The sequence below is a fragment of the Mycolicibacterium fluoranthenivorans genome, from assembly GCF_011758805.1.
Lineage (GTDB): Bacteria > Actinomycetota > Actinomycetes > Mycobacteriales > Mycobacteriaceae > Mycobacterium > Mycobacterium fluoranthenivorans.
In genome coordinates this window covers 155,261-179,772 of record NZ_JAANOW010000001.1, presented here as the reverse complement: position 1 = coordinate 179,772, position 24,512 = coordinate 155,261, and the positions used below count along the sequence as shown (strand labels likewise).

Annotated in this window: 25 protein-coding genes and 2 tRNA genes; 16 read left to right on the top strand and 11 right to left on the bottom strand. The window is 65.7% G+C overall.

Annotation, left to right across the window (positions count from 1 at the left end; genetic code table 11):
* Window position 1 precedes the first annotated feature (1 nt).
* From FHU31_RS00930 to FHU31_RS00915, 4 genes are all read left to right on the top strand, one after another.
* Window positions 2-598: an RsmA family anti-sigma factor gene (locus FHU31_RS00930; protein WP_167154740.1), complete on the top strand. Its 597-nt coding sequence runs from the start codon at window positions 2-4 to the stop codon at window positions 596-598.
* Between the two features lie 94 nt (window positions 599-692).
* Window positions 693-1,628 (top strand): thioredoxin-disulfide reductase, encoded by a 936-nt coding sequence (gene trxB / locus FHU31_RS00925; protein WP_167154737.1) that lies wholly within the window; start codon window positions 693-695, stop codon window positions 1,626-1,628.
* Between the two features lie 44 nt (window positions 1,629-1,672).
* Window positions 1,673-2,005, top strand: coding sequence for a thioredoxin (gene trxA / locus FHU31_RS00920; RefSeq protein ID WP_167154734.1), 333 nt, complete (start codon window positions 1,673-1,675; stop codon window positions 2,003-2,005).
* Window positions 2,006-2,132: 127 nt separating this feature from the next.
* The gene (locus FHU31_RS00915; RefSeq protein ID WP_090359526.1) at window positions 2,133-3,329 is read left to right on the top strand and encodes an N-acetylmuramoyl-L-alanine amidase; all 1,197 of its coding nucleotides are present in this window, start codon (window positions 2,133-2,135) and stop codon (window positions 3,327-3,329) included.
* Window positions 3,330-3,342: 13 nt separating this feature from the next.
* On the opposite strand, the gene FHU31_RS00910 is transcribed toward FHU31_RS00915, so the two are convergent.
* From FHU31_RS00910 to rpmH, 9 genes are all read right to left on the bottom strand, one after another.
* Window positions 3,343-4,089, bottom strand: coding sequence for an acetyltransferase (locus FHU31_RS00910; RefSeq protein WP_167154731.1), 747 nt, complete (start codon window positions 4,087-4,089; stop codon window positions 3,343-3,345).
* Window positions 4,090-4,350: 261 nt separating this feature from the next.
* The gene (locus tag FHU31_RS00905) at window positions 4,351-5,355 is read right to left on the bottom strand and encodes a ParB/RepB/Spo0J family partition protein (protein WP_167154729.1); all 1,005 of its coding nucleotides are present in this window, start codon (window positions 5,353-5,355) and stop codon (window positions 4,351-4,353) included.
* Window positions 5,352-6,326, bottom strand: coding sequence for a ParA family protein (locus FHU31_RS00900; RefSeq protein ID WP_167154726.1), 975 nt, complete (start codon window positions 6,324-6,326; stop codon window positions 5,352-5,354). Before FHU31_RS00900 ends, FHU31_RS00905 begins: the two co-directional genes overlap by 4 nt.
* Window positions 6,323-7,015 carry a 16S rRNA (guanine(527)-N(7))-methyltransferase RsmG gene (gene rsmG, locus FHU31_RS00895; protein ID WP_167154723.1) on the bottom strand — a complete coding sequence of 231 codons (693 nt, stop codon included), beginning with the start codon at window positions 7,013-7,015 and terminating at the stop codon, window positions 6,323-6,325. The genes FHU31_RS00900 and rsmG overlap by 4 nt, the downstream gene beginning before the upstream one ends.
* Window positions 7,016-7,076: 61 nt before the next feature.
* The gene (locus tag FHU31_RS00890) at window positions 7,077-7,622 is read right to left on the bottom strand and encodes a Jag family protein (RefSeq protein WP_090359535.1); all 546 of its coding nucleotides are present in this window, start codon (window positions 7,620-7,622) and stop codon (window positions 7,077-7,079) included.
* 115 nt (window positions 7,623-7,737) lie between these two features.
* Window positions 7,738-8,763: a membrane protein insertase YidC gene (gene yidC / locus FHU31_RS00885; protein WP_234901231.1), complete on the bottom strand. Its 1,026-nt coding sequence runs from the start codon at window positions 8,761-8,763 to the stop codon at window positions 7,738-7,740.
* A gap of 43 nt (window positions 8,764-8,806) precedes the next feature.
* Window positions 8,807-9,037, bottom strand: coding sequence for a membrane protein insertion efficiency factor YidD (yidD, locus tag FHU31_RS00880; RefSeq protein ID WP_208410311.1), 231 nt, complete (start codon window positions 9,035-9,037; stop codon window positions 8,807-8,809).
* 50 nt (window positions 9,038-9,087) lie between these two features.
* Complete coding sequence (gene rnpA, locus FHU31_RS00875) at window positions 9,088-9,459, bottom strand: ribonuclease P protein component (RefSeq protein ID WP_167154718.1); 372 nt, start codon at window positions 9,457-9,459, stop codon at window positions 9,088-9,090.
* A 20-nt stretch (window positions 9,460-9,479) separates the two neighbouring features.
* Window positions 9,480-9,623: a 50S ribosomal protein L34 gene (gene rpmH / locus FHU31_RS00870; RefSeq protein ID WP_073695092.1), complete on the bottom strand. Its 144-nt coding sequence runs from the start codon at window positions 9,621-9,623 to the stop codon at window positions 9,480-9,482.
* Between the two features lie 613 nt (window positions 9,624-10,236).
* Between rpmH and dnaA the strand changes: the two genes are divergently transcribed.
* From dnaA to FHU31_RS00815, 11 genes are all read left to right on the top strand, one after another.
* The gene (gene dnaA / locus FHU31_RS00865; protein WP_167154715.1) at window positions 10,237-11,670 is read left to right on the top strand and encodes a chromosomal replication initiator protein DnaA; all 1,434 of its coding nucleotides are present in this window, start codon (window positions 10,237-10,239) and stop codon (window positions 11,668-11,670) included.
* A 586-nt stretch (window positions 11,671-12,256) separates the two neighbouring features.
* The gene (gene dnaN, locus FHU31_RS00860; protein ID WP_263988131.1) at window positions 12,257-13,450 is read left to right on the top strand and encodes a DNA polymerase III subunit beta; all 1,194 of its coding nucleotides are present in this window, start codon (window positions 12,257-12,259) and stop codon (window positions 13,448-13,450) included.
* 30 nt (window positions 13,451-13,480) lie between these two features.
* Window positions 13,481-14,374 carry a phosphogluconate dehydrogenase (NAD(+)-dependent, decarboxylating) gene (gene gnd / locus FHU31_RS00855; RefSeq protein ID WP_167154710.1) on the top strand — a complete coding sequence of 298 codons (894 nt, stop codon included), beginning with the start codon at window positions 13,481-13,483 and terminating at the stop codon, window positions 14,372-14,374.
* A gap of 14 nt (window positions 14,375-14,388) precedes the next feature.
* The gene (gene recF / locus FHU31_RS00850; protein WP_167154707.1) at window positions 14,389-15,549 is read left to right on the top strand and encodes a DNA replication/repair protein RecF; all 1,161 of its coding nucleotides are present in this window, start codon (window positions 14,389-14,391) and stop codon (window positions 15,547-15,549) included.
* The gene (locus FHU31_RS00845) at window positions 15,546-16,094 is read left to right on the top strand and encodes a DUF721 family protein (RefSeq protein ID WP_167154705.1); all 549 of its coding nucleotides are present in this window, start codon (window positions 15,546-15,548) and stop codon (window positions 16,092-16,094) included. Before recF ends, FHU31_RS00845 begins: the two co-directional genes overlap by 4 nt.
* A gap of 154 nt (window positions 16,095-16,248) precedes the next feature.
* Window positions 16,249-18,315, top strand: a complete 2,067-nt coding sequence (gyrB, locus tag FHU31_RS00840; protein WP_208410310.1) for a DNA topoisomerase (ATP-hydrolyzing) subunit B — start codon at window positions 16,249-16,251, stop codon at window positions 18,313-18,315.
* A 26-nt stretch (window positions 18,316-18,341) separates the two neighbouring features.
* Window positions 18,342-20,852, top strand: coding sequence for a DNA gyrase subunit A (gene gyrA / locus FHU31_RS00835; protein WP_167154701.1), 2,511 nt, complete (start codon window positions 18,342-18,344; stop codon window positions 20,850-20,852).
* A 54-nt stretch (window positions 20,853-20,906) separates the two neighbouring features.
* Window positions 20,907-21,776 carry a DUF3566 domain-containing protein gene (locus tag FHU31_RS00830; protein WP_167154699.1) on the top strand — a complete coding sequence of 290 codons (870 nt, stop codon included), beginning with the start codon at window positions 20,907-20,909 and terminating at the stop codon, window positions 21,774-21,776.
* A 68-nt stretch (window positions 21,777-21,844) separates the two neighbouring features.
* Window positions 21,845-21,918, top strand: a tRNA-Ile gene (locus FHU31_RS00825).
* A 115-nt stretch (window positions 21,919-22,033) separates the two neighbouring features.
* Window positions 22,034-22,106, top strand: a tRNA-Ala gene (locus tag FHU31_RS00820).
* A 288-nt stretch (window positions 22,107-22,394) separates the two neighbouring features.
* A complete protein-coding gene (locus FHU31_RS00815) occupies window positions 22,395-23,027 on the top strand; it encodes a hypothetical protein (RefSeq protein ID WP_167154697.1) in 633 nt (210 codons plus the stop codon).
* A 6-nt stretch (window positions 23,028-23,033) separates the two neighbouring features.
* On the opposite strand, the gene cwsA is transcribed toward FHU31_RS00815, so the two are convergent.
* On the bottom strand, window positions 23,034-23,360 hold the full coding sequence (gene cwsA, locus FHU31_RS00810) for a cell wall synthesis protein CwsA (protein ID WP_167154695.1): 327 nt from the start codon (window positions 23,358-23,360) through the stop codon (window positions 23,034-23,036).
* A gap of 140 nt (window positions 23,361-23,500) precedes the next feature.
* Between cwsA and FHU31_RS00805 the strand changes: the two genes are divergently transcribed.
* Window positions 23,501-24,028: a peptidylprolyl isomerase gene (locus FHU31_RS00805; protein WP_090359591.1), complete on the top strand. Its 528-nt coding sequence runs from the start codon at window positions 23,501-23,503 to the stop codon at window positions 24,026-24,028.
* A 52-nt stretch (window positions 24,029-24,080) separates the two neighbouring features.
* Here FHU31_RS00805 and FHU31_RS00800 read toward each other — a convergent pair whose 3' ends face one another.
* Entirely contained in the window at window positions 24,081-24,497 is a 417-nt protein-coding gene (locus FHU31_RS00800) for a PH domain-containing protein (protein ID WP_167154693.1), read from the bottom strand.
* Window positions 24,498-24,512: the final 15 nt, after the last annotated feature.

Here is a 24,512-nt window from a genome sequence, read left to right as displayed (position 1 = left end):
GGTGCAGAGTGCTGAACCGGGAGAGGACCGGGTCCGGGCGGAACTGGCCGCGCTGGCGGCCGATCCCGATTCGGCGCCCGAGATACCCGCGCCGGTCAGCGCTCGGGTGCTGACGGCGCTGCGGGCGGCCGGACCGGCTCACACCGACCGCCCCCTGCGCTGGCGCCGGACCGCGCTGTGGTGCGGAGCGGCGGCGGCGCTGTTCGCCATCGGGGTGGGTGCGGCGGCCTTGATCGACACCTCGGCCCCGGCCCGCAGCACCGGACCCACCGCCGAACTGATCACCGTCACCCGCCGCAGCGCCCCGATGCCACTCCCGGATGGCGAGATCCTGGCGCTGCTGACCCGGCCCGCCGATCTCGGTGCCCTGGCGGACCCGCAGCGGTGGTCGGCATGCCTGAGCGGGCTCAGGCGGGACCCGGCCACGCCGGTGCTGGGTGCGACACCGGTCACCGTGGACGGCCGGTCCGCGGTGCTGGTGGTGTTGCGCACCGAAGAATCGGGACCGGTGGACAGCGTGACGGCGGTGGTGCTGGACGCCGGTTGTGGTGCTGCCGACACCCGGCCCCTGGCCGAGAAGACACTGCACCGTCCCTAGGGCGCGGTGCGAGATCACCTCCGGGAACACGGGGGCCTACCCTGATGTTTGAACTCACGCCGGTTTCACACGGCAGAAAGGCTTCGCACCCACGATGTCAAGCTCCTCTGAGATCCATGACGTGATCATCATCGGCTCGGGCCCCGCCGGTTACACGGCCGCGGTGTACACCGCCCGAGCCCAACTCAAGCCCGTGGTGTTCGAAGGTATCCAGTTCGGTGGCGCGCTGATGACCACCACCGAAGTGGAGAACTACCCCGGCTTCCGGGACGGCATCACCGGCCCGAACCTGATGGACGAGATGCGCGAGCAGGCGCTGCGCTTCGGCGCGGACCTGCGCATGGAGGACGTCGACGAGGTCGACCTGTCCGGCCCGATCAAGAAGGTGACGGTCGGCGACGCCACATACCAGGCGCGCGCGGTGATCCTCGCCATGGGCGCAGCGGCCCGCCAGCTCGGTGTCCCCGGTGAGCAGGAGCGCATCGGCCTCGGCGTGAGCACCTGTGCCACCTGTGACGGATTCTTCTTCCGCGACCAGGACATCGCCGTCATCGGCGGCGGGGACTCCGCGATGGAGGAGGCGACGTTCCTCACCCGCTTCGCGCGCAGCGTCACCCTGATCCACCGGCGTTCGGAGTTCCGGGCGTCGAAGATCATGCTGGAGCGCGCGCAGGCCAACGAGAAGATCACCTTCCTCACCAACACCGCGGTGACCGAGATCGAGGGCGAACCGAAGGTGAGTGGAATTCGCCTGCGGGACACGGTAACCGGTGAAGAGTCCAAGCTGGCGGTGACCGGCGTGTTCGTGGCGATCGGCCACGACCCCCGCTCGGATCTGGTGCGCGGCCAGGTGGACCTGGACGACGAGGGTTACGTGAAGGTCATCGGTCGCAGCACCGCGACATCGGTCGACGGTGTCTTCGCGGCGGGCGATCTGGTCGACCACACCTACCGACAGGCCATCACCGCCGCCGGGTCCGGCTGTTCGGCTGCCATCGACACCGAGCGCTGGCTCGCCGAGAACGACTGACCCACAACCGATTCAGCCTTTATCACCCCGATCAGGAGGACGACATGAGCGAAGATTCCGCAACAAGCACCGTCACCGACGCCTCGTTCAGCCAGGACGTGCTGTCCAGCTCCACCCCGGTGCTGGTGGACTTCTGGGCGACCTGGTGCGGGCCGTGCAAGATGGTCGCCCCGGTGCTCGAAGAGATCGCCAAGGAGAAGACCGGCGACCTGCGGGTGGTCAAGCTCGATGTGGACGCCAACCCGGAGACCGCCCGTGACTTCCAGGTGGTGTCGATTCCGACGCTGATCTTGTTCAAGGACGGCCAGCCGGTCAAGCGTATCGTCGGTGCAAAGGGCAAGGCAGCCCTGCTCCGGGAGATCGCGGAGCACGTTTAACAGGTAACGCGCAGGCACTCCCCGTTCCGGGAATTTTCCGGATTCTCGCGCGTATCTGCGACAATGCTGTCAGTCCGTCCAGCAGTCGTCGGCTTGTGCCGGCTGCAGCGTATGTGAAAGGCCAGGTATGTCGATTCTGCGTCGAGGTGACCGTGGAGTGGCGGTCACCGAGATCAGGTCGGCGCTGGCGGCACTGGGCATGATCGACAACCCGGATGCCGACCTGACCACCGGTAGACACGTCGCGCTGGACGTGTTCGACGAGGATCTCGATCACGCCGTCCGCGCCTTCCAGCAGCACCGTGGTCTGCTGGTGGACGGCATGGTCGGTGAGGCCACCTTCCGGGCTCTGAAGGAAGCGTCCTACCAACTGGGCGCCCGTACCCTGGCCCACCAGTTCGGGGCCCCGATGTACGGCGACGACGTCGCGACCTTGCAGGCCCGGCTTCAGGACCTCGGGTTCTACACCGGCCTGGTGGATGGTCATTTCGGCCTGCAGACGCACAACGGCCTGATGTCCTATCAGCGCGAGTACGGACTGTTCCCGGACGGGATCTGTGGCCCGGATACCTTGCGCTCCTTGTACTTTCTGGGCTCCCGTGTCACCGGCGGCTCGTTGCACGCCATCCGCGAGGAGGAGCTGGTCCGGCGCTCGGGCCCGCGGCTGTCCGGAAAGCGGATCATCATCGATCCGGGTCGCGGCGGGGATGACCACGGGCTGATCATGCAGGGCCCAGCGGGTCCGATCAGCGAAGCGGACATCCTGTGGGACTTGGCTACTCGACTCGAGGGCCGAATGACGGCCATCGGTATGGACACCTTCCTGTCCCGGCCGGGGGGCCGCAGCCCGTCGGATGCCGAGCGGGCCGAGACAGCCAACAGCGTGGGCGCGGACCTGATGATCAGCCTGCGTTTCACCAGCCACGTGAGTCCCGCCGCAAGTGGGGTGGCATCGTTCCACTTCGGTAACTCGCATGGCTCGGTGTCCACGATCGGACGCAATCTCGCCGATTTCATCCAGCGGGAAGTGGTGGCACGCACAGGTTTACGTGACTGCCGCACCCACGGCCGCACCTGGGACCTGCTGCGCCTGACCCGAATGCCCACGGTCCAGGTTGATTTGGGTTACATCACCAATCCACACGATCGACAGTTGTTGGCTTCCAGCACGACTCGCGACGCTATCGCCGAAGGAATGCTGGCCGCGGTCAAGCGGCTGTACCTACTCGGCAAGAACGACCGCCCGACCGGTACCTTCACCTTCGCCGAGCTGCTCGCACACGAACTGTCGGTCGAACAGGCCGGCCGCGTTTCACCCAGCTAGCGCTGCACCCGGGTCAGCCGCAGGGCACCGCTCCGACCGGTACCTCCATGCGGGCCGACTCGAGCAGACGTTCCAGCGCCGCTTCGACACCAGCCTTCCAGCCCAATCCCTGCTCGAGTTCGAGCCGCAGCCTCGGCACGTAAGGGTGCGGTGCCACCACCTCGAAACCCGCCTCGGTAAGAAGGTCGGAGTCGATGATGCACTGCTCCGTCGAGCAATCCCCGAGCACCTCGACCACCGGGAGCAGATCCGCCGGCACGGCGGCGGGATCGAGTGTCAACATCGCGGAGGTACGGCCGAAGGCCTCCAGCGCCCTGACCCCCCGTCGCACCAGATCCGCGACCACCGCTGCGATCAATCCGCGAGGCAGTGCGCCGGTGTCATCGGACACGTCCACACCCAATGAGGTGAGCAGCACGGCATCCGGGCTGACCGGGCCGGTGGGGAAACGCCGCGCGCGCGGCACCGCACCCGGCGGAGCATAGAAGGCATACCCCAGACACGCCGAGTCGCTGCGCAGATCTGGTGGCGCGACGTCCTGCTGGCCCGGGGCGGGAGCGCACTCGACCGCGATCTGCCCACACGATCCCCACTCGAGCATCACCATGGAAAGCCAGGCTTCCTTCTCGAATTCGGGATCGGCCAGATGATCGTCGCCACCCAGGGTCGAGGGGTCCACCTCCCAGAACACGCACTGCCGGGCGTGCTTGGGCAGTTGATCGAACGCCTCAAGCCGGAGTGGCGTGATTCGCGATGACACTTCGACCCCCGACTCTCACAAAATCCCGGCAGATGACGCTACGACCGCTTGCGCTGCCCCTCCAGGATAGGAGAGCCCGCCGCGGACGGCCGGGCCAGGCCGGTTTTGGCGTCCGGCAGCACGTTGACGACGAAATACATTGCCGGACATGGCATCTCCCGCGCAGGGCCGGTGGACGCCGGCCGTCCCGCGGTCCAGTGTCACAGTGACGTAATTCGCCTGTGTCCTAGGGTCCACCTCGACAACACCCATTTCGGCCATTTACGACTTGGCGGCGTTCATCAGTTCGACGATCCGCTGCAGATCGTCGACCGACCCGAACTCGACGACGATCTTGCCCTTGCGCTTGCCCAGGCTCACCGTCACTCGCGTGTCGAAGGCCGTGGACAGCTGCTCGGCGACATCCTGAAGCCCCGGCATCTGGATCGGCTTGCGCCGCGGCGAGGACGGCTCCGCCGGACCGTTCCGGTTCGCCAGCGTCACGGCCTCTTCGGTGGCCCGCACCGACAATCCTTCGGCAACGATCCGCGCCGCCAGCTCCTCCTGGCGCTCGGGTCCACCTTCCAGGGCGAGCAGTGCGCGGGCGTGGCCGGCGGACAACACTCCGGCGGCAACTCTGCGCTGCACCGCGATGGGCAGGCGCAGCAGCCTGATCATGTTCGAGATGAGCGGGCGGGACCGTCCGATCCGTACCGCCAGTTCGTCGTGGGTGACGTCGAACTCCTCGAGCAGCTGCTGATATGCGGCCGCCTCTTCCAACGGATTCAACTGGGCCCGGTGGATGTTCTCCAGAAGCGCGTCACGCAACATATCGCCATCAGCGGTCTCGCGGACGATCGCCGGGATGGCGGACAGCCCGGCCTCCTGCGAGGCGCGCCACCGCCGCTCCCCCATCACCAGTTGGTAGCGCGCCCCGTCGCCGGTGCCGGACAACGCCCGCACCACGATCGGCTGCATGACGCCGAACTCTTTGATGGAGTGCACCATCTCGGCGAGTGCTTCCTCGTCGAACACCTGCCGGGGCTGGCGGGGGTTCGGCTCGATCAGCTTCGGATCGATCTCCCGGTACACCGCACCGAACTCCGATACCGCCGCCGGGCCACCCGCTGCTGGAGCGGCAGGGCCGGCCGCGGGGCCACCCATGAGCACATCGGCGGCCGCGCTCCCCAGCTTGCTGCCCAACGGATCTTCATCGGCGGGGCCGGTGGGGATCAACGACGCCAGGCCACGACCCAGACCGCTGCGCTTCTTCGATGGCTGATTCACGCCTGTCCCCTCTGCTGATCGACAACCTGTCCGCGATGGGCGATCTCACGGCTGGCGTCGAGATAGCTCATCGCTCCCCGCGAACCGGGGTCGTAGTCGAGGATCGTCATCCCGTACCCGGGTGCCTCGGATACCTTCACGCTGCGCGGAATGACCGTCTTGAGCACCTTGTCTCCGAAGTGTGCGCGCACATCCTCGGCCACCTGATCTGCCAGTCGGGTCCGCCCGTCGTACATGGTGAGAATGACCGTGGTGACGTCGAGCTCCGGGTTGAGGTGCGACTTCACCATCTCGATATTGCGCAGGAGCTGTCCCACCCCCTCCAGGGCGTAGTACTCGCACTGAATCGGGATCAGCACCTCGGGCGCGGCAACCAGGGCGTTGATGGTCAACAGGCCGAGCGACGGCGGGCAGTCGATGAAGACGTAGTCGAAGCTGTGCTGCTTGAGTTCCATGAGCGCCGTCCGCAGCCGTCCCTCGCGAGCCACCATGCTGACGAGCTCGATCTCGGCGCCCGCCAGGTCGATGGTCGCCGGCACACAGAACAGGCTCTCGTTGTGCGGGCTGCGCTGCAGCGCGTCGTGCAGGGGGATCTCACCGATGAGAACTTCGTAGGACGACGGGGTGCCCTGCCGGTGCTCGATGCCCAGCGCCGTGCTGGCATTGCCCTGCGGATCGAGGTCGATGACCAAGACCTGTAGACCCTGCCGAGCCAGTGCCGCCGCCACGTTCACGGCCGTGGTGGTCTTGCCGACACCGCCCTTCTGGTTGGCGATGGTGAACACCCGCTGGCGTGACGGCTTGGGCAGGCTGCCGCCGCGGTTGTGCAACAGCCGGGTGGCTCGCTCGGCTTCTGCCGCAATCGGGGTGTCCGCGCCCGGGTCCCCGTTCCACGTGCCTGCTCCGTCCGCGGTCCATGTTTCACGTGAAACATCGGGACCGTCTGGTCGCTGAGCCGGTCCCGGCGTCATCGCTTCCTCCTGTTGGATCGCACCGATCGATCCGTCCGCGGGCTTCGCGTTGCCGCGACCACGGTTACGGGTGGATTCAAATAGTCCACGCCACATCTCACCACCCTTACGTCGGTGGCACCAAGCGAGCGCAAGGCCCGCTCGTGATCCACGATTTCCTGCTCGGCCCGCTCCCCCTTGAGGGCGAGCATCCGCCCGCCGACACGCAACAGAGGCATGCTCCACCGAGCCAGCTTGTCCAATGAGGCGACCGCTCGTGACGTCACCGTGTCCAACTCCCCTACCTCATCCCGAACTCCCGGATCCTCCGCGCGGCCGCGAACGACCGTGACTTCCAGACAGAGATCGTCGACGACCTCACGCAAGAATTCGCTTCGACGTAGCAGAGGTTCGACGAGGACCACCCGGACATCCGGGCGTGCTATCGCCAACGGTATACCCGGCAGCCCCGCCCCACTCCCGATGTCGGCCACCCGCTCACCGGGACGCAACAGTTCCGCCACCGCACCACTGTTGAGCAGATGACGATCCCACAACCTGTCGAGTTCAGCCGGTCCGATCAGACCCCACTCGATCCCGGCCCCGGCAAGGATCTCGCCGTAGCGGCGGGCCAGATCGGCACGCTCACCAAAGCACAAGGCCGCCGACTGGGGAGCCGGACTCAGTTCGCCATGTTTCACGTGAAACATCCTCCGGATGACCCAGGCCGACGGCCTTGTTTTTGTATGGCTGGAACTACATCCCTGTAATTCAGGCCGGCAGTACGACGACGCGGCGGGAGGGCTCCGCGCCCTCGCTCTCGCTGCGCACACCGTCGACCGCGGCCACCGCGTCGTGCACGATCTTGCGCTCGAACGGTGTCATCGGCGCGAGCTCTTCGCTCACACCCGAGGCCACCACGCGCCGGGCCACCTTGTCCCCCAGCGCCGCCAGCTCGTCCCGACGACGCCGGCGCCACCGCGCGATATCCAGCATCAGCCGGCTGCGCTCACCGGTCTTCTGGTGCACCGCCAACCGAGTCAGTTCCTGAAGGGCATCGAGCACCTCGCCCTTACGCCCGACCAGTTTGTTGAGGTCGGTACCGCCGTCGATACTGACGATGGCCCGATCGCCCTCGACGTCCAGATCGATATCGCCGTCGAAGTCCAAGAGGTCCAGCAGCTCCTCCAGATAGTCACCGGCGATCTCGCCTTCGGCGACCAGACGGTCTTCGAGATCGTCCGTGGGTTCCGGGGCAGCCGTATCCGCTTCGTCGACCGCATCCTCGGTCCGCTCCGTGGTCTCCGCATCAGTCATGTCGTTCTCTCCTTAATCTGCCGCGTCCGCTTCCGGGGACCTTCACCCCAGTCGCCTGGCCGTCGGCCTGGTCTTCTCCGCCTGGCTTCACCCGCCCGCGCCGCGGTCAGCGGGACTAGCGCTTCGGCTTTCGGTTCGGGCGCGCACCTGGGCGGGGCGTCTTGTTGGCTGTACCGGTGCCGGTGCTCGTGTCCTCCACCTTGCCCGGGGAATCCTCGACGGAATCCGGCACCGCCGAATCCTCGACACCCTCGGATTCGATGAGTTCCTTGGCCGGCCGCTTCGCACGATTGGGCTTCACGCCCGGCGCCGGGGCGTTCGCCGCGCGCCGTGCGATGGCCTCCTGCTTCTTGGCCTCTTCTTCTTGCTCGATCTTCCCGAACACATAGTGCTGCTGACCGAACGTCCAGATGTTGTTCGCGAACCAGTACAGGATGATCGCCAGCGGAAGGAACGGACCACCGACCACCACGCCCAGTGGGAAGACATACAGCGCCAACTTGTTCATCATCGCGGTCTGCGGGTTGGCCGCCGCTTCCGGACTCTGCCGGGCCACCGAGGCGCGGCTGTTGAAGTAGGTCGCGATGCCGGCCAGGATCATGATGGGCACGCCCACCGCGATCACCGAGGCCCGGTTGAATTCGGTGAACGCGTCCAGACCCGTCTTCTGGATCATCGTCGCGCCCAGCGGCGCACCGAACAGATTCGCATCGAGGAAGTGCGCGACATCGGAAGGGCTGAAGACGTAGTTACCGGTGGCCCGGTTCTGCTCCACCGTCAGGTGGATCTGACCGAAGCCGCCCTGGGTCCGGTTGAAGGACCGCAGCACGTGAAACAGCCCGAGGAACACCGGAATCTGCGCCAGCATGGGCAGACAGCCCAGGATCGGATTGAACCCGTGTTCCTTCTGGAGCTTCTGCATCTCCAGGGCCATCTTCTGGCGGTCCTTGCCGTACTTCTTCTGCAGTGCCTTGATCTGCGGCTGCAGCTCCTGCATCTGGCGCGTCGTACGGATCTGGCGGACGAACGGCTTGTACAGAATCGCGCGCAGGCTGAACACCAGGAACATCACCGCAAGTGCCCAGGCGAAGAAATTCGAGGGTCCCAGAATCAGGGCGAACAGCTTGTACCAGACCCACATGATCGCCGACACCGGGTAATAGATGATGTCCAGGCTGAACCAGTTAAACAAGAGAGTCGCTCCTGACGATTACCGCTGACGTTGGCCCCGCGGTGTGGTCACACCGCTCGGGTATCGGATCCCATCCGCCGCGATGCCATGGCCCACATTTGGCCAGCCGCACCACGGCCAACCATCCCCCGCGGATCAGGCCCCATTCGGTCAAGGCATCGACGGCGTACTCACTACAGGTTGGGGTGAAGCGGCATGAGGGCAACCGCAGCGGTGACACCATCGTCCGGTACAGCTGGATGACGAAGATGACGCTTCTGGCTGCCCTTCCCTTCACGACCCGGCTCCGGCCGTGATCCGGGTGTGCTTGAGAGCCACGCGCAGCTCGGATTCGAGCCGCGCGGAAAGGGCGTCTCGGCTGCCGGGCAAGGCGCGAATGACCACCCGGTCCGAGACGTCCAGATCGCCGAGCATGGCGCGCGCCACATGGCGTAGCCGACGGGACACTCGATGGCGTTGCACCGCAGTGCCGACAGATTTCGACACGACGAGACCGATCTTCGGGCCGTCTGTGCGCTCACCGGAATCGCCCGACCCACCGCGCAGAGCATGCACGACGAGATCAGGCTGAACAGCCCTTACTCCTTGACGAACCGTGACACCGAAATCAGTCGACCGTGTCATCCGGTTTCGGGCCGGAAGCACCGCCCTGAGCCCTGATCGAATCAGGCAGTCAGAGAACGGCGACCCTTGCCGCGCCGCGCGGACACGATGGCCCGGCCGGCACGGGTCCGCATGCGCAGACGGAAACCGTGCACACGGGCCCGGCGGCGGTTGTTCGGCTGAAAAGTCCGCTTGCCCTTGGCCACGGCTGTCTCTCCTTGTTACATATGGGACCGCGACCTCACCACCACGAGTGTTTCGTAGCGATGCGATCACGACCACCGTTGGTAAGCTCGTCGATCTCATGTACTAACCGGCGCGGTCCCCGGATACCCGGGTCGCAGCCGTATCACCACGTGCGGGCGACTGCTCGAGGGTACTGACGAGATTTCCCTGGGTCAAACCTGCGCTCGTCATCCTCTGCCACCGCTCCCCCGCCTGTGCGCGTGCTCACTTTCGAATCCCCTGTGAAATCACAAAAGTCACACGCGTCACCAACATTACGGCCCTCGCCAGGTACCTCTCGGCAATGTTGCAGAACGGTTGGCACTCGGAGAGAAAACTGTTAGCTTCTGGCAATGCCGTTTCGATAACGACGCGGCGCCGGACACCAGAGCGAGGACAACCGCCGGCCGAGAGCCCACACGCGACAACGCACGTGACGAGCTCCGACACAGGTTTCCCCGCGTACGAACAAGCCAACAGACGACGCGACAATCAAGGCTGGCCACTCTCCACAGACTGTGGATAACCATGTGGACAGTTTGTCGTCGTCGATCCTGGGCACCGCCCAGGCCAGCCGCAAGGGGGTAAGCGTCGTTGGCCGCGGACCCCGATGCTTCCTTCGGCACGATCTGGAACAACGTCGTCGCCGAACTCACATCGTCACTGACCGCACAGCAGCGCGCCTGGCTCCGGATGGTGCAACCTCTGGTCATCACCGAGGGATTCGCCCTGTTGTCGGTTCCGACGCCCTTCGTCCAGAACGAGATCGAACGGCATCTGCGTGAGCCGATCGTCGCGTCGCTGAGCCGTCAACTCGGTCAGCGGGTCGAGCTGGCCGTGCGGATCTCCACGCCGGAACCCGAGGCCGAGCCGGTGGCGGCACCGTCGCCGACCGACACCGAGGAAGTCGACGACGACCTCGAGGCCCGCACCAGCGCCGAACAGAGCTGGCCGACCTTCTTCAATCGGTCTCAGCCCGCCAATCCCGAACCCGATGATGTCAGCCTGAACCGGCGCTACACCTTCGAGACGTTCGTCATCGGCGCATCCAACCGCTTCGCGCATGCCGCGACGCTCGCGATCGCCGAAGCGCCGGCACGCGCGTACAACCCCCTGTTCATCTGGGGCGAATCCGGCTTGGGCAAGACCCACCTGCTGCACGCCGCGGGTAACTACGCCCAGAAGCTCTTCCCCGGGATGCGGGTCAAGTACGTCTCCACCGAGGAATTCACCAACGACTTCATCAACTCGCTGCGCGACGACCGCAAGGCGTCGTTCAAACGCAGTTATCGCGATATCGACGTGCTGCTGGTCGATGACATCCAGTTCATCGAGGGCAAGGAAGGTATCCAGGAAGAGTTCTTCCACACCTTCAACACGCTGCACAACGCGAACAAGCAGATCGTCATCTCCTCGGATCGGCCGCCCAAGAAGCTCGCCACCCTCGAGGACAGGCTGCGCACCCGGTTCGAATGGGGCCTGATCACCGACGTGCAGCCACCGGAGCTGGAAACCCGGATCGCCATCCTGCGCAAGAAGGCGCAGATGGACCGTCTGGACGTGCCGCCCGACGTGCTCGAGCTGATCGCCAGCCGGATCGAACGCAATATCCGCGAGCTCGAGGGCGCGCTGATCCGGGTCACCGCGTTCGCCTCGCTGAGCAATACCGCGATCGACAAGGCGTTGGCCGAGATCGTGCTGCGCGACCTGATCGCCGATGCCAGCACCGTGCAGATCAGTACCGCGACCATCATGGCCGCCACCGCCGAGTACTTCGAGACCTCTCTCGAGGAGCTCCGTGGGCCCGGCAAGACCCGCGCACTGGCTCAGGCCCGACAGATCGCCATGTATCTGTGCCGCGAACTCACCGACCTGTCGCTGCCCAAGATCGGTGAGGCATTCGGTCGTGACCACACCACTGTGATGTACGCCGAGCGCAAGATCCGCGACGGTATGGCCGAACGACGCGAAATCTTCGACCACGTCAAGGAACTCACCACCCGGATCCGTCAGCGCTCCAAGGGCTGACGCTTCCCTGCCGGCTCCCGATGTGAGCCGAACGTACGAACTTTCACCCGCCTCGCCGTTGCGCGGTGCTCTTTCGTGCACCCATCGCCGGAGAATTTTCCAAAAAACTTCCGTCCCGGCTGCCCCCTTTGTCACAAGAATCGGTGTGGATACCGCTGTGGAGAAGTTGCGCGCAACCGGCCGGACAACCGTCGTTCACTCCACACCGCCGAAGTTATCCACATTCACACCCAGCGTTCGCCTTGTGATTCCACAGCCTGCCCACACCCGCGCGGGCGTCCCGACCAGCACCGCCACAGGGCTATCCCCAACCTGCACAGGCCCTATTACTGTTGCTTGTATATCTACTTAGTTCCTTCTTTAGAAGAAGGCTGTTGGGGACAGAGCATTCCGGCGATCCGTGCGCGCCCCTCCGGAGCCTCGGTCTCGGCGAGCGAATCGCTTTCAACTTCGCGTCGAACGCTCTACGGTGGTGATTCGATAGCCGGCATGGTCGCCGATCACATCGCGACTAGGCTCGGAGCGACACTGCGCATCCGCGCTCTTGTGCTTGTTTGATGCGGTAGATCGAAGGGACGTTATGGACGTGGTGACGACGAGCGTTGGTCTCACCGATTTGAAGTTCCGCCTGGTACGTGAGGATTTTGCCGACGCGGTCGCCTGGGTCGCTCGTAACCTGCCGAGTCGCCCGACCGTCCCGGTGCTGGCCGGCGTGCTGCTCACCGGGTCCGACGACGGGCTGACGATCTCCGGATACGACTACGAGACGTCGGCCGAAATTCGGGTTGCTGCTGAAATCGCTTCTCCGGGAAGCGTTTTGGTATCGGGTCGGCTGCTCTCGGAGATCACCAGGTCGTTACCGGCCAAACCCGTCGACGTCAGCGTGGAAGGCACCCGGGTCGCCCTGAGCTGCGGTAGTGCGCGATTCTCGCTGCCGACCATGGCCGTCGAGGACTACCCGTCGCTGCCCGCTCTGCCCGACGAGACCGGTGTGATCTCGGCTGATCTGTTCGGTCAGGCGATCGGCCAGGTCGCCGTGGCCGCCGGCCGCGACGACACCTTGCCCATGCTCACCGGTATCCGCGTCGAGATCAGCGGGGAGAAGGTTGTGCTGGCCGCAACGGACCGGTTCCGGTTGGCCGTGCGCGAGCTCACGTGGTCGACCTCGGTCGCCGGGGTCGAGGCTGCCGTCCTGGTGCCGGCGAAGACGCTGGCCGACGCCGCCAAGGCCGGCACCGCGGGTACCGAGGTGCACCTGGCGCTCGGTGCCGGCGCGTCCGTCGGTAAGGAAGGCCTGCTGGGAATCCGGTCCAACGGCAAGCGGACCACCACCCGTCTGCTGGATGCGGAATTCCCGAAGTTCCGCCAGCTGCTGCCCACCGAGCACACCGCGGTGGCCACCGTCGGCGTCGCCGAGCTCACCGAGGCGATCAAACGTGTCGCGCTGGTGGCAGATCGTGGGGCGCAGGTGCGGATGGAATTCGACACCGATGTGGTCCGGCTGTCGGCGGGTGCCGACGATGTCGGTAAGGCCGAGGAAGATCTGCCGGTGGAATTCTCCGGCGAGCCGCTGACCATCGCGTTCAACCCCGGTTATCTGACCGACGGGCTGAGCTCGTTGCATTCCGAGCGTGTGACGTTCGGCTTCACGACACCGAGCCGTCCCGCAGTGTTGCGGCCGGCAGGCGAGAATGATGAGACTGTCGGTTCGTCCGGGCCGTTCCCGGCCGGACAGACCGACTACGTCTATCTGTTGATGCCGGTACGTCTTCCTGGCTGACCGGTCCTACCTCGTGTAAAGGGGACATATATGCAGCTCGGGTTGGTCGGCCTGGGGAAGATGGGCTTCAACATGCGGGAGCGCCTGCGTGGAGGGAACCATGAGGTCATCGGTTTCGACCCGAGGCCGGAGGTCACCGACGTTCCCAGCCTGGCAGCACTCGCCGACGCTCTGACCGCGCCGCGGGTCGTGTGGGTCATGGTGCCCTCCGGTGATATCACCCACCAGACCATCGTCGAGCTCGCCGAGCATCTGCAGCCCGGTGACCTGGTGATCGACGGCGGCAACTCGCGCTACACCGAGGATGGTCCGCACGCAAAGCTCTTGGGCGACAAGGGAATTTCCTTTATCGACGCGGGAGTCTCCGGTGGCATCTGGGGATTGACCGAGGGCTACGGATTGATGGTCGGCGGCAGCGACGAGGATGTGGCACGCGCCATGCCGATCTTCGACACCCTGCGTCCCGCCGGTGACGTCGCCGACGGGTTCGTCCATGCCGGCCCGGTCGGAGCAGGACATTTCACCAAGATGGTGCACAACGGTGTGGAGTACGCACTGATGACGGCCTACGCCGAAGGGTACGAGCTGCTCGCGGCGGAACCGTTGGTGAAGGATCCGGCCGCGGTCTACCAGGCCTGGTCGAACGGCACCGTGGTGCGGTCCTGGCTGCAGGAGTTGCTGGCCAAGGCGCTCAAGGAAGATCCCGAGCTGGCCAACATCACCGGCTACACCGATGATTCCGGGGAAGGCCGTTGGACCGTCGAGGAAGCCATTCGGCTGCGGGTGCCGGTACCCGGTATCGCGGCCTCGTTGTTCGCCAGATTCCTTTCCCGGCAAGATGATTCGCCGACGATGAAAGCCGTGGCAGCGCTGCGTAACCAGTTCGGTGGGCATGCCGTCAAACGGATTTCCGAGTCGGGCTGACCCGGGACGACGATTTGTACGTACGTCATGTGGTGTTGACGGATTTCCGTTCGTGGCCGCGGGCCGATCTCGAGCTGGGTCCCGGTCAGACGGTGTTCGTCGCACCCAATGGCTACGGTAAGACGAATCTTGTTGAGGCACTGTGGTACACGGCGACCCTCGGATCACACCGGGTGGCCAGTGACGCCCCGTTGATCCGAGCCGGCGCCGACCGCGCGGTGGTCTCGACGATCGTGGTCAACGAGGGACGCGAACTCGCGGTCGACCTCGAGATCACCTCGGGCCGGGCGAACAAAGCCCGGCTCAACCGCTCGCCGGTGCGCAGTCCCCGTGAGGTGCTCGGCGTGCTGCGGGCGGTGTTGTTCGCACCGGAAGATCTGGCGTTGGTGCGTGGTGACCCGGGCGAACGACGGCGCTACCTCGATGAGGTGGCGACCACCCGGCGGCCGCGGATAGCCGGGGTGCGGGCCGACTACGACAAGGTGGTCCGGCAGCGCACCGCGCTGCTGAAATCCGCCGGAGCGGCCCGGTACCGGGGTGACAGCAGTCTGGTGGACACTCTTGACGTCTGGGATGGTCACTTGGCATCCCATGGCGCACAACTCCTTTCGGCACGGGTCGATCTGGTGAATCAGCTCGGCACGGAAGTGGAGAAGGCCTACCAACTGTTGGCACCGGCGTCGCGGCCGGCCGCGATCCACTACCGCAGCGGCACCGAGGCGGTGGAGGCGGAAGCGTCGTCGGGCACCGTCGACCCGGGCGCCTACGAGGCGGCGCTGCTCGAGGAGTTACGCAGGCGCCGCTCCGCGGAACTGGAACGCGGTGTCTGTCTGGTGGGCCCGCACCGTGACGACCTCGAGTTGCGCCTCGGTGATCAGCCCGCCAAGGGTTTCGCCAGTCACGGCGAGTCGTGGTCGATGGCACTGGGGTTGCGGCTGGCCGCCTACGAACTGTTGCGCATCGACGGCACCGATCCGGTGCTGTTGCTCGACGATGTGTTCGCCGAGCTCGACAGTGCGCGCCGGCAGGCCCTGGCGAAGGTCGCGGCCTCCGCGGAGCAGGTACTGGTGACCGCCGCGGTCCCAGACGACTTGCCCGGGGATTGGGACGCGCGCCGCATCGAGGTGGGTATGCGCGACGATGACACCGGACGGATATCGGAGGTGCTGTCATGACCGATCAGACCCCGCCCTCGGATGCTCCAGAATCGGAGGATCCCAGGGACATGGTGCGGCGGGTGCTCGAGGAAGCCCGCGGTGCCGCGCGTAGTCAAGGCAAGGATGTGGGCCGCGGTAAGACTTCACCTGCCCGGCGCACCGGTCATGCGGGAAAACGACGGAGCTGGTCGGGTCCCGGACCCGATGTCCGCGACCCGCAAGCGTTCGGTGCCGCCACCCGTGACCTGGCCCAGAGCCGTGGCTGGTCGAAACAGGTCGCCGAGGGTTCGGTGCTCGGTCAGTGGACCGTCGTGGTCGGTGCCGATATCGCCGATCACGCCACACCGACCGGATTACGTGATGGTGTCCTGACGGTCGCCGCCGAATCAACGGCCTGGGCCACTCAGTTGCGGATGATGCAGGCGCAGATCCTGGCCAAGATCGCGGCCGCCGTCGGCGACGGCGTGGTGACCTCGATGAGAATCCTGGGTCCGCAGGCTCCGTCCTGGAAGAAGGGTCGCTACCACATCTCCGGCCGCGGACCGCGCGACACGTACGGATAGGTCGGCTGAAAGCCGCCAGAACCTCATAAAGGAGTTTCTCAGGCGTGCGGACGCACCCAAGAGCGCGAAATTCCACAGGCGCCGCGTTTAGGTAGGTGAAAACGCCGCCGCAGAGTCAGTCCAGTGCGGGTCAAACGGTAGACTCGGACGAGATCTGCGGGCGGTAGTCGATACCGCCCCCCGCGAACCCCAAGGAGACGCGTCCAACGTGGCTGCCCAAGATCAATACGGTGCCGAGTCGATCAAGGTCCTCGAGGGCCTGGAAGCGGTCCGTAAGCGCCCCGGCATGTATATCGGATCCACCGGCGAGCGCGGTCTGCACCATCTCGTCTGGGAAGTCGTGGACAACGCCGTCGACGAGGCCATGGCCGGTTTCGCCACCAAGGTGGATGTCCGGATCCTCGAGGACGGCGGCGTCCAGGTCACCGACGACGGCCGCGGTATCCCCGTCGCGATGCACTCCACCGGTATCCCCACCATCGATGTGGTGATGACGGTCCTGCATGCCGGCGGAAAGTTCGAAGAGGGCGCCTACCAGGTATCCGGCGGTCTGCACGGCGTCGGCGTCTCGGTGGTCAACGCCCTGTCCACCCGCCTGGAGGCCGATGTCCGCAAGGACGGCATGGAATGGTTCCAGACCTATGACCGGTCGGTCCCGGGCACCCTGCGCCAGGGCGAGCCGACCAAGAAGACCGGAACCACCATCCGGTTCTGGGCCGACCCGGACATCTTCGAGACCACCACCTATGACTTCGAGACGATCGCCCGCCGCCTGCAGGAGATGGCCTTCCTGAACAAGGGCCTGACCATCGAACTGACCGATGAGCGCGTGACACCCGAACAGATCGTCGACGAGATCGTCAGCGATCACGCGGAGGCCCCGAAGTCCGCCGAGGAGAAAGCGGCCGAGGTCGCCGCACCGCACAAGGTCAAGCACCGGGTGTTCCACTACCCGGGTGGCCTGGTCGATTTCGTCAAGCACATCAACCGCACCAAGACCGCGATCCAGCCCAGCGTCATCGATTTCGAGGGAAAGGGCCCGGGCCACGAGGTCGAGGTCGCGATGCAGTGGAACGCGGGCTACTCAGAGTCGGTGCACACCTTCGCCAACACCATCAACACCCATGAGGGCGGTACCCACGAAGAGGGTTTCCGCGCCGCGCTGACCACCGTGGTGAACAAGTACGCCAAGGAAAAGAAGCTCCTCAAGGACAAGGACCCCAACCTCACCGGCGACGATATCCGTGAGGGTCTGGCCGCGGTCGTCTCGGTGAAGGTGGCCCAGCCCCAGTTCGAGGGTCAGACCAAGACCAAGCTCGGTAACACCGAGGTCAAGTCGTTCGTGCAGAAGATCTGCAACGAGGAGCTCCAGCACTGGTTCGACGCCAACCCGGCGGAAGCCAAAACCGTTGTCAACAAGGCGGTCTCGTCGGCGCAGGCGCGGATGGCGGCCCGCAAGGCGCGGGAACTGGTGCGTCGCAAGAGCGCCACCGATATCGGTGGCCTGCCCGGCAAGCTGGCGGACTGCCGTTCCACCGACCCGAGCAAGTCCGAACTCTATGTGGTGGAGGGTGACTCGGCCGGCGGCTCGGCCAAGAGTGGCCGGGATTCGATGTTCCAGGCCATCCTGCCGTTGCGCGGCAAGATCATCAACGTCGAGAAGGCCCGTATCGACCGGGTGCTCAAGAACACCGAAGTCCAGGCCATCATCACCGCGCTCGGTACCGGTATCCACGATGAGTTCGACATCGCCAAGCTCCGCTATCACAAGATCGTGCTGATGGCCGACGCCGATGTCGACGGCCAGCACATCTCCACGCTGCTGTTGACCCTGCTGTTCCGTTTCATGAAGCCGCTGGTGGAGAACGGGCACATCTTCCTGGCGCAGCCGCCGCTGTACAAGCTGAAATGGCAGCGCTCCGAACCGGAGTTCGCCTATTCGGACCGTGAGCGTGACGGTCTGCTGGAAGCCGGAAAGAAGGCCGGCAAGCGGATCAACGTCGACGATGGTATCCAGCGTTACAAAGGTCTCGGTGAGATGGACGCCAAGGAGCTGTGGGAGACCACCATGGATCCGTCGGTGCGAGTGCTGCGGCAGATCACTCTCGACGACGCTGCCGCTGCCGACGAGTTGTTCTCCATCCTGATGGGCGAGGACGTCGAGGCGCGCCGCAGCTTCATCACCCGTAATGCCAAAGACGTTCGCTTCCTTGACGTTTAACGTCAGAAAAACGCGATAGGAATCAGATGACTGACACCACTCTGCCGCCTGGCGACGACGGCGCAGCGACTGACCGCATCGAACCGGTCGACATCCAGCACGAGATGCAGCGCAGCTACATCGATTACGCGATGAGCGTCATCGTCGGCCGTGCGCTGCCCGAGGTCCGGGACGGCCTCAAGCCCGTGCACCGCCGCGTGCTCTACGCCATGTTCGACTCGGGCTTCCGCCCCGACCGCGGGCACGCCAAGTCCGCCCGCTCGGTTGCCGAGACGATGGGTAACTACCACCCGCACGGCGACTCGTCGATCTACGACACCCTGGTCCGGATGGCCCAGCCGTGGTCGCTGCGTTACCCGCTGGTGGACGGGCAGGGCAACTTCGGTTCGCCGGGTAACGACCCCGCTGCCGCCATGCGTTACACCGAAGCCCGGCTCACCCCGCTGGCCATGGAGATGCTGCGTGAAATCGATGAGGAGACAGTCGATTTCATCCCGAACTACGACGGCCGGGTGCAGGAGCCGACGGTTCTGCCCAGCCGGTTCCCGAACCTGCTGGCGAACGGCTCCGGCGGTATCGCCGTCGGTATGGCGACCAATATCCCCCCGCACAACCTCAACGAGCTCGCCGAGGCGGTGTACTGGTGCCTGGAGAACCACGAGGCCGACGAGGAAGCCACGCTGGCCGCGTGCTGCGAGCGGGTCAAGGGCCCGGACTTCCCCACCCACGGTCTGATCGTCGGTTCACAGGGCATCAACGACACCTACACCACGGGTCGCGGGTCCATCCGCATGCGCGGTGTCGTTGAGATCGAAGAGGATTCGCGCGGCCGGACCTCGATCGTCATCACCGAGCTGCCCTACCAGGTCAACCACGACAACTTCATCACCTCGATCGCCGAGCAGGTCCGCGACGCGAAGCTGACCGGTATCTCCAATATCGAGGACCAGTCCAGTGATCGCGTGGGTCTGCGAATCGTGGTGGAGCTCAAGCGCGATGCCGTCGCCAAGGTGGTGCTGAACAACCTCTACAAGCACACCCAGCTGCAGACCAGTTTCGGTGCCAACATGCTGTCCATCGTCGACGGGGTGCCGCGCACCCTGCGCCTGGACCAGATGATCCGGTACTACGTCGAGCACCAACTCGATGTCATCATCCGGCGCACCCGCTACCGGCTGCGCAAGGCCAATGAGCGCGCCCATATCCTGCGCGGTCTGGTCAAGGCCCTCGATGCGCTCGACGAGGTCATCGCGTTGATCCGGGCGTCGGCCAACGCCGATGTCGCGCGCAGCGGGTTGATGGAGCTGCTCGACGTCGATGAGATCCAGGCCCAGGCCATCCTCGATATGCAGCTGCGCCGGCTGGCCGCCCTGGAACGTCAGCGCATCGTCGACGATCTGGCCAAGATCGAAGCCGAGATCGCCGACCTCGAGGACATCCTGGCCAAGCCGGAGCGCCAGCGCGCGATCGTCCGCGATGAGCTCAAGGAAATCGTCGAGAAGCACGGCGACGAACGTCGCACCCGGATCATCGCCGCCGACGGGGACGTCACCGACGAAGACCTCATCCAGCGTGAGGATGTCGTCGTCACCATCACCGAGACCGGCTATGCCAAGCGCACCAAGACCGACCTCTACCGCAGCCAGAAGCGCGGCGGCAAGGGTGTGCAGGGTGCCGGCCTCAAACAGGACGACATCGTCAACCACTTCTTCGTCTGCTCCACCCATGACTGGATCCTGTTCTTCACCACACAGGGCCGGGTGTACCGGGCTAAGGCGTACGACCTGCCCGAGGCGTCCCGCACCGCGCGCGGCCAGCATGTGGCGAACCTGCTGGCCTTCCAGCCGGAGGAGCGCATCGCCCAGGTCATCCAGATCCAGAGCTACGAGGACGCGCCGTACCTGGTGCTCGCCACTCGTAACGGCCTGGTGAAGAAGTCCAAGCTCGTCGACTTCGACTCGAACCGCTCGGGCGGCATCGTCGCGGTCAACCTGCGCGACGGGGACGAACTGGTCGGGGCCGTGCTCTGCTCGGCCGAAGACGACCTGCTGCTGGTGTCCGCGAACGGGCAGTCCATCCGGTTCTCCGCGACCGACGAGGCGTTGCGGCCGATGGGCCGGGCCACCTCGGGCGTGCAGGGTATGCGGTTCAACGAAGACGACCGGCTGTTGTCGCTCAACGTGGTGCGCGAAGACACGTATCTGCTGGTCGCCACGGCCGGTGGGTATGCCAAGCGCACCGATATCGAGGAGTACACGGTCCAGGGCCGCGGCGGTAAGGGCATCCTGACGATCCAGTACGACCGGCGCCGGGGCAGCCTGGTGGGTGCCTTGATCGTCGACGACGACACCGAGCTGTATGCGATCACGTCGGGCGGCGGTGTCATCCGCACGGCGGCGCGCCAGGTGCGCAAGGCCGGGCGGCAGACCAAGGGCGTGCGCTTGATGAACCTCGGTGAGGGCGACACACTGATTGCCGTTGCACGCAACGCGGAGGGCCCCGAGGAGCCCGAGGACGACGAGACGCCCGATGAGTAGCGTGAATGCTGATTGCCATCGGCCCCCCGGGGCCAGAGCTAAGGAGCACCTCTGGTGACGTCCCCAAAGGAACCGGGTCACTCACGGGCGGGTGAGGGCCCCGGCGGCGCCAACGGCGCGGCCGGCGGACCCTCAGCGACGCCCGACGGTGAGGTGCCCCCGTGGCAGCGCGGCCCGGCGGCCCGGGCCGGTGCGGCCCGCCCGGCCGAGCAGCCGCCCCGCCCCGCTGAGGGCGGCGCCAGACCGGTCCCGCACGCCCCCGGTGTGGACGCCCGGTTGAACCGTTTCATCGCCGGTGGTAATGCCCCGGCTCGCGACACCCCGCAACGTGACGCTCCGCAGCGCGAGACCCCCCAGCGCGAGACAGAGGTGATCCCCGCGCGCGTCGAGGCACCGCGGCCCGAGCCGACCCGGTCGGAGAGCTACGCGAGTGAGCTCCCCGACCTGTCGGGCCCGGCACCGCGTCCGGTACGCACGTCCGCCCCACCGGCGCCGGCGCCCGCGGCCGAGTCCCGGCCTGCTCCGGCGGCCACCCGGGTGCAGGTCGCCAACCGCAAGCAGGGTCCGGTGCGGGCCAGCATGCAGATCCGGCGGATCGACCCGTGGAGCACCCTGAAGGTCTCGCTGGTGCTCTCGGCGGCGCTGTTCTTCGTGTGGATGATCGCCGTGGCGTTCCTCTACCTGGTGCTCGGCGGTATGGGCGTGTGGAGCAAGCTGAACAGCAACGTGGGCGATCTGCTCACCAGCAACAGCGGGACCGGCGGCGAACTCGTCTCCAGCGGAACCATTTTCGGTGGCGCGGCGCTGATCGGCCTGGTGAACATCGTGCTGTTGACGGCAATGGCGACCGCCGGTGCGTTCATCTACAACCTCACCACGGACCTGGTCGGCGGCGTCGAGGTGACCCTCGCCGATCGCGACTGATTCCACCGGTTTGGGAAGACGGGTGCCATTACGGTAATCTCGTCGCTCGGCCGTAGTGCGGTACATACGGGCCTATAGCTCAGGCGGTTAGAGCGCTTCGCTGATAACGAAGAGGTCGGAGGTTCGAGTCCTCCTAGGCCCACGGAAGGGTTACACCTTGAGGCTGGTGGTGGTGCTGGCGGTGATTGCAGCCGCAGCAGTCGTGTGGCGTTCGCGACACGGCGCCGAAGTGTGGCACACCGCCGATCACCCGTAGAGGGGCCTTAGCTCAGTTGGTAGAGCGCTGCCTTTGCAAGGCAGATGTCAGGAGTTCGAATCTCCTAGGCTCCACAACCTCTCTTTCTCGCCGCGCCGTGGATGCGCCGGCCTCCCCTCGACCACCGATCGGATTCGGTTGAGCGCGCGCAATTTTCGTTAAGGTAACCGCCCGATCTCTTACTCCGCGTTTAGTAAACCGGGCATCCTCTCATCAACCCGCCACAGCTCGATGCTGTGAAACGCATAGGGTTCGAACGGTTACCGTGCCGTGTTAAAAATGTGACCTTTGTAGCCCAACGTTACCGAAGTGACATCGCGTCTCGATCCACGTGATGCCATCGGGGAACAAAGGGGAACGACATGACCATTGCGCTTTACCACCAGACGCTGCCGGACTGGGCCAACCGCCGGAACCTCGGACGTGCCGTGGTGCGCACCGGAGACGTGATTGCGACGGTGCTGCGGCCCGTGGTGGTGGCGGTGGCCATCCTGATCGCCGCGATGTGGTGGTCGATGCCGCGCGCCGCGGCCGATCCGGTCACCACCGTCCTCAACGATGTGGGCGTCGGCAACAACGGACCGATCAGTTCAATGATCGCGCAAGTGGGTGAGATGTTCTGCCCGCTGATCGCGCAGGCCGGCACCAACTTCGCCAGTGGCTCCTACAAGTCCAACGGCAACCCGATCGGCGGTGCGATCGCGGGTGGGGTGACCAACGCCGTCATCCAGAACCAGTGCCCGTCATGGATCAACGACATCGCCAATGGGCATCTACCCGGCGTGCTGACGGGTGCGAGCTCGGCACTCAATCCGCTGCAGTCGGTGACCGGTGCGACGACCAATCCCCTACAGGCACTGACCGGTGCGGCGACCAATGCCGCCCCGCTGCAGACCCTCAGCGGGACGGCGGCCGCCATCCCGGGACTCTCGACCGCCGGGATCCCTTCCGTCCCGACGACAGGGCTGCCCGCGTTGACCGGCGCGGCGGGCTGAGCGGCGCTACGGCTTCGGCGCGACCTCGACGCTCGGCGGCAGCGGCGAGGGGTCCGGGCGGGTCGAGCGGCGCACGATCGAGAAGGTCGCGGCTCCGCCCGCCAGCACCACCGCGCCGATCACGATCCACAGCAGCAGCCGACGGCGGCGCGGTTCCTCGAGGGCCTCGTCGCTGCGGAGCTTGCTCCCGAGCCAGGATGCCGACGACGCAGCCGATTTCAGGCCGACGCCGAGGCCACCGACGGTGAGGTCGACAGGGCCCACCACGGAGTACTTCAGGCCACGCGCGAGTCGTTGTCCCGACGTCAGCCGGACATCCGTGTCAGAACTCATGGGCACCTCTTTCGCAGGCGAACGGGAAACGCCTCCAGCCTGCCATCAACGGCGCCGGGGCGGTACGGGATGTGCCCGCACGGGGTGCGGCTGAGGGGCCGTGAAATCGGCCCCGATGAGCGGGTGGCAGACTGCAACCCGTGACGAGCCCCATTCAGACAGCCACCGCGACGCTGCACACCAACCGCGGCGATATCAAGATCGCCCTGTTCGGTAATCACGCCCCCAAGACGGTCGCCAACTTCGTCGGCCTGGCGCAGGGCACCAAGGACTACAGCACCGAGAACGCCTCCGGCGGAACCTCGGGTCCGTTCTACGACGGCGCGGTGTTCCACCGGGTCATCGACGGATTCATGATCCAGGGCGGCGACCCGACCGGCACCGGTCGCGGCGGCCCGGGCTACCGCTTTGCCGACGAGTTCCACCCGGAACTCCAGTTCGACAAGCCCTACCTGCTGGCGATGGCCAACGCGGGGCCGGGCACCAACGGTTCGCAGTTCTTCATCACCGTGGGCCTGACCCCGCACCTGAACCGCAAGCACACCATCTTCGGTGAGGTCGTCGACGAGGAGTCGCAGAAGGTCGTCGACGCCATCGCCACCACGTCCGTCGACCGTAGCGACCGGCCGACCGAGGCCGTCGTGATCGAATCGGTCACCATTTCCTGAACTACGCACGACCAGCGCACGTCCGCAGCACGCGGGCGTGCGCTGTTTTGCGTTATCGGCCGGTGTAGCCGGCGTCGGTGAGGGCGTCGAGCACGTCGAGCGGGCTGGTTCCCAGGTCCCAGCGGGTGAACACGTAGAGCCGGTCGTCGGTGGTGTCGACCTCGAGCAGCCGGACCTTGCGGGCGAGTCTGCGGAATTCGGTGATCCGGACAATGGCGATGTCCTCCCGCCGCAAAATCCGGGTGTGCCACCATCCCCGCACCGCGAGCCCTTCACCGGAGATTGCCAGCTTCGGGCGTGTGACCCACGACATAGTTGCAAACGCCAGCAAACCCACCGCGGCAAAGCCACCGAGAACACGTCCCGGACCGTCTGTGACCACAGTCACAACGGCTACGGCCATCAGTAGACCTGCGAATCCGATCGCGGCGATGGCCGCGGGTGCGGGGCCCCAACTTGTTTGCTGCATGGCGTCAATACCTGG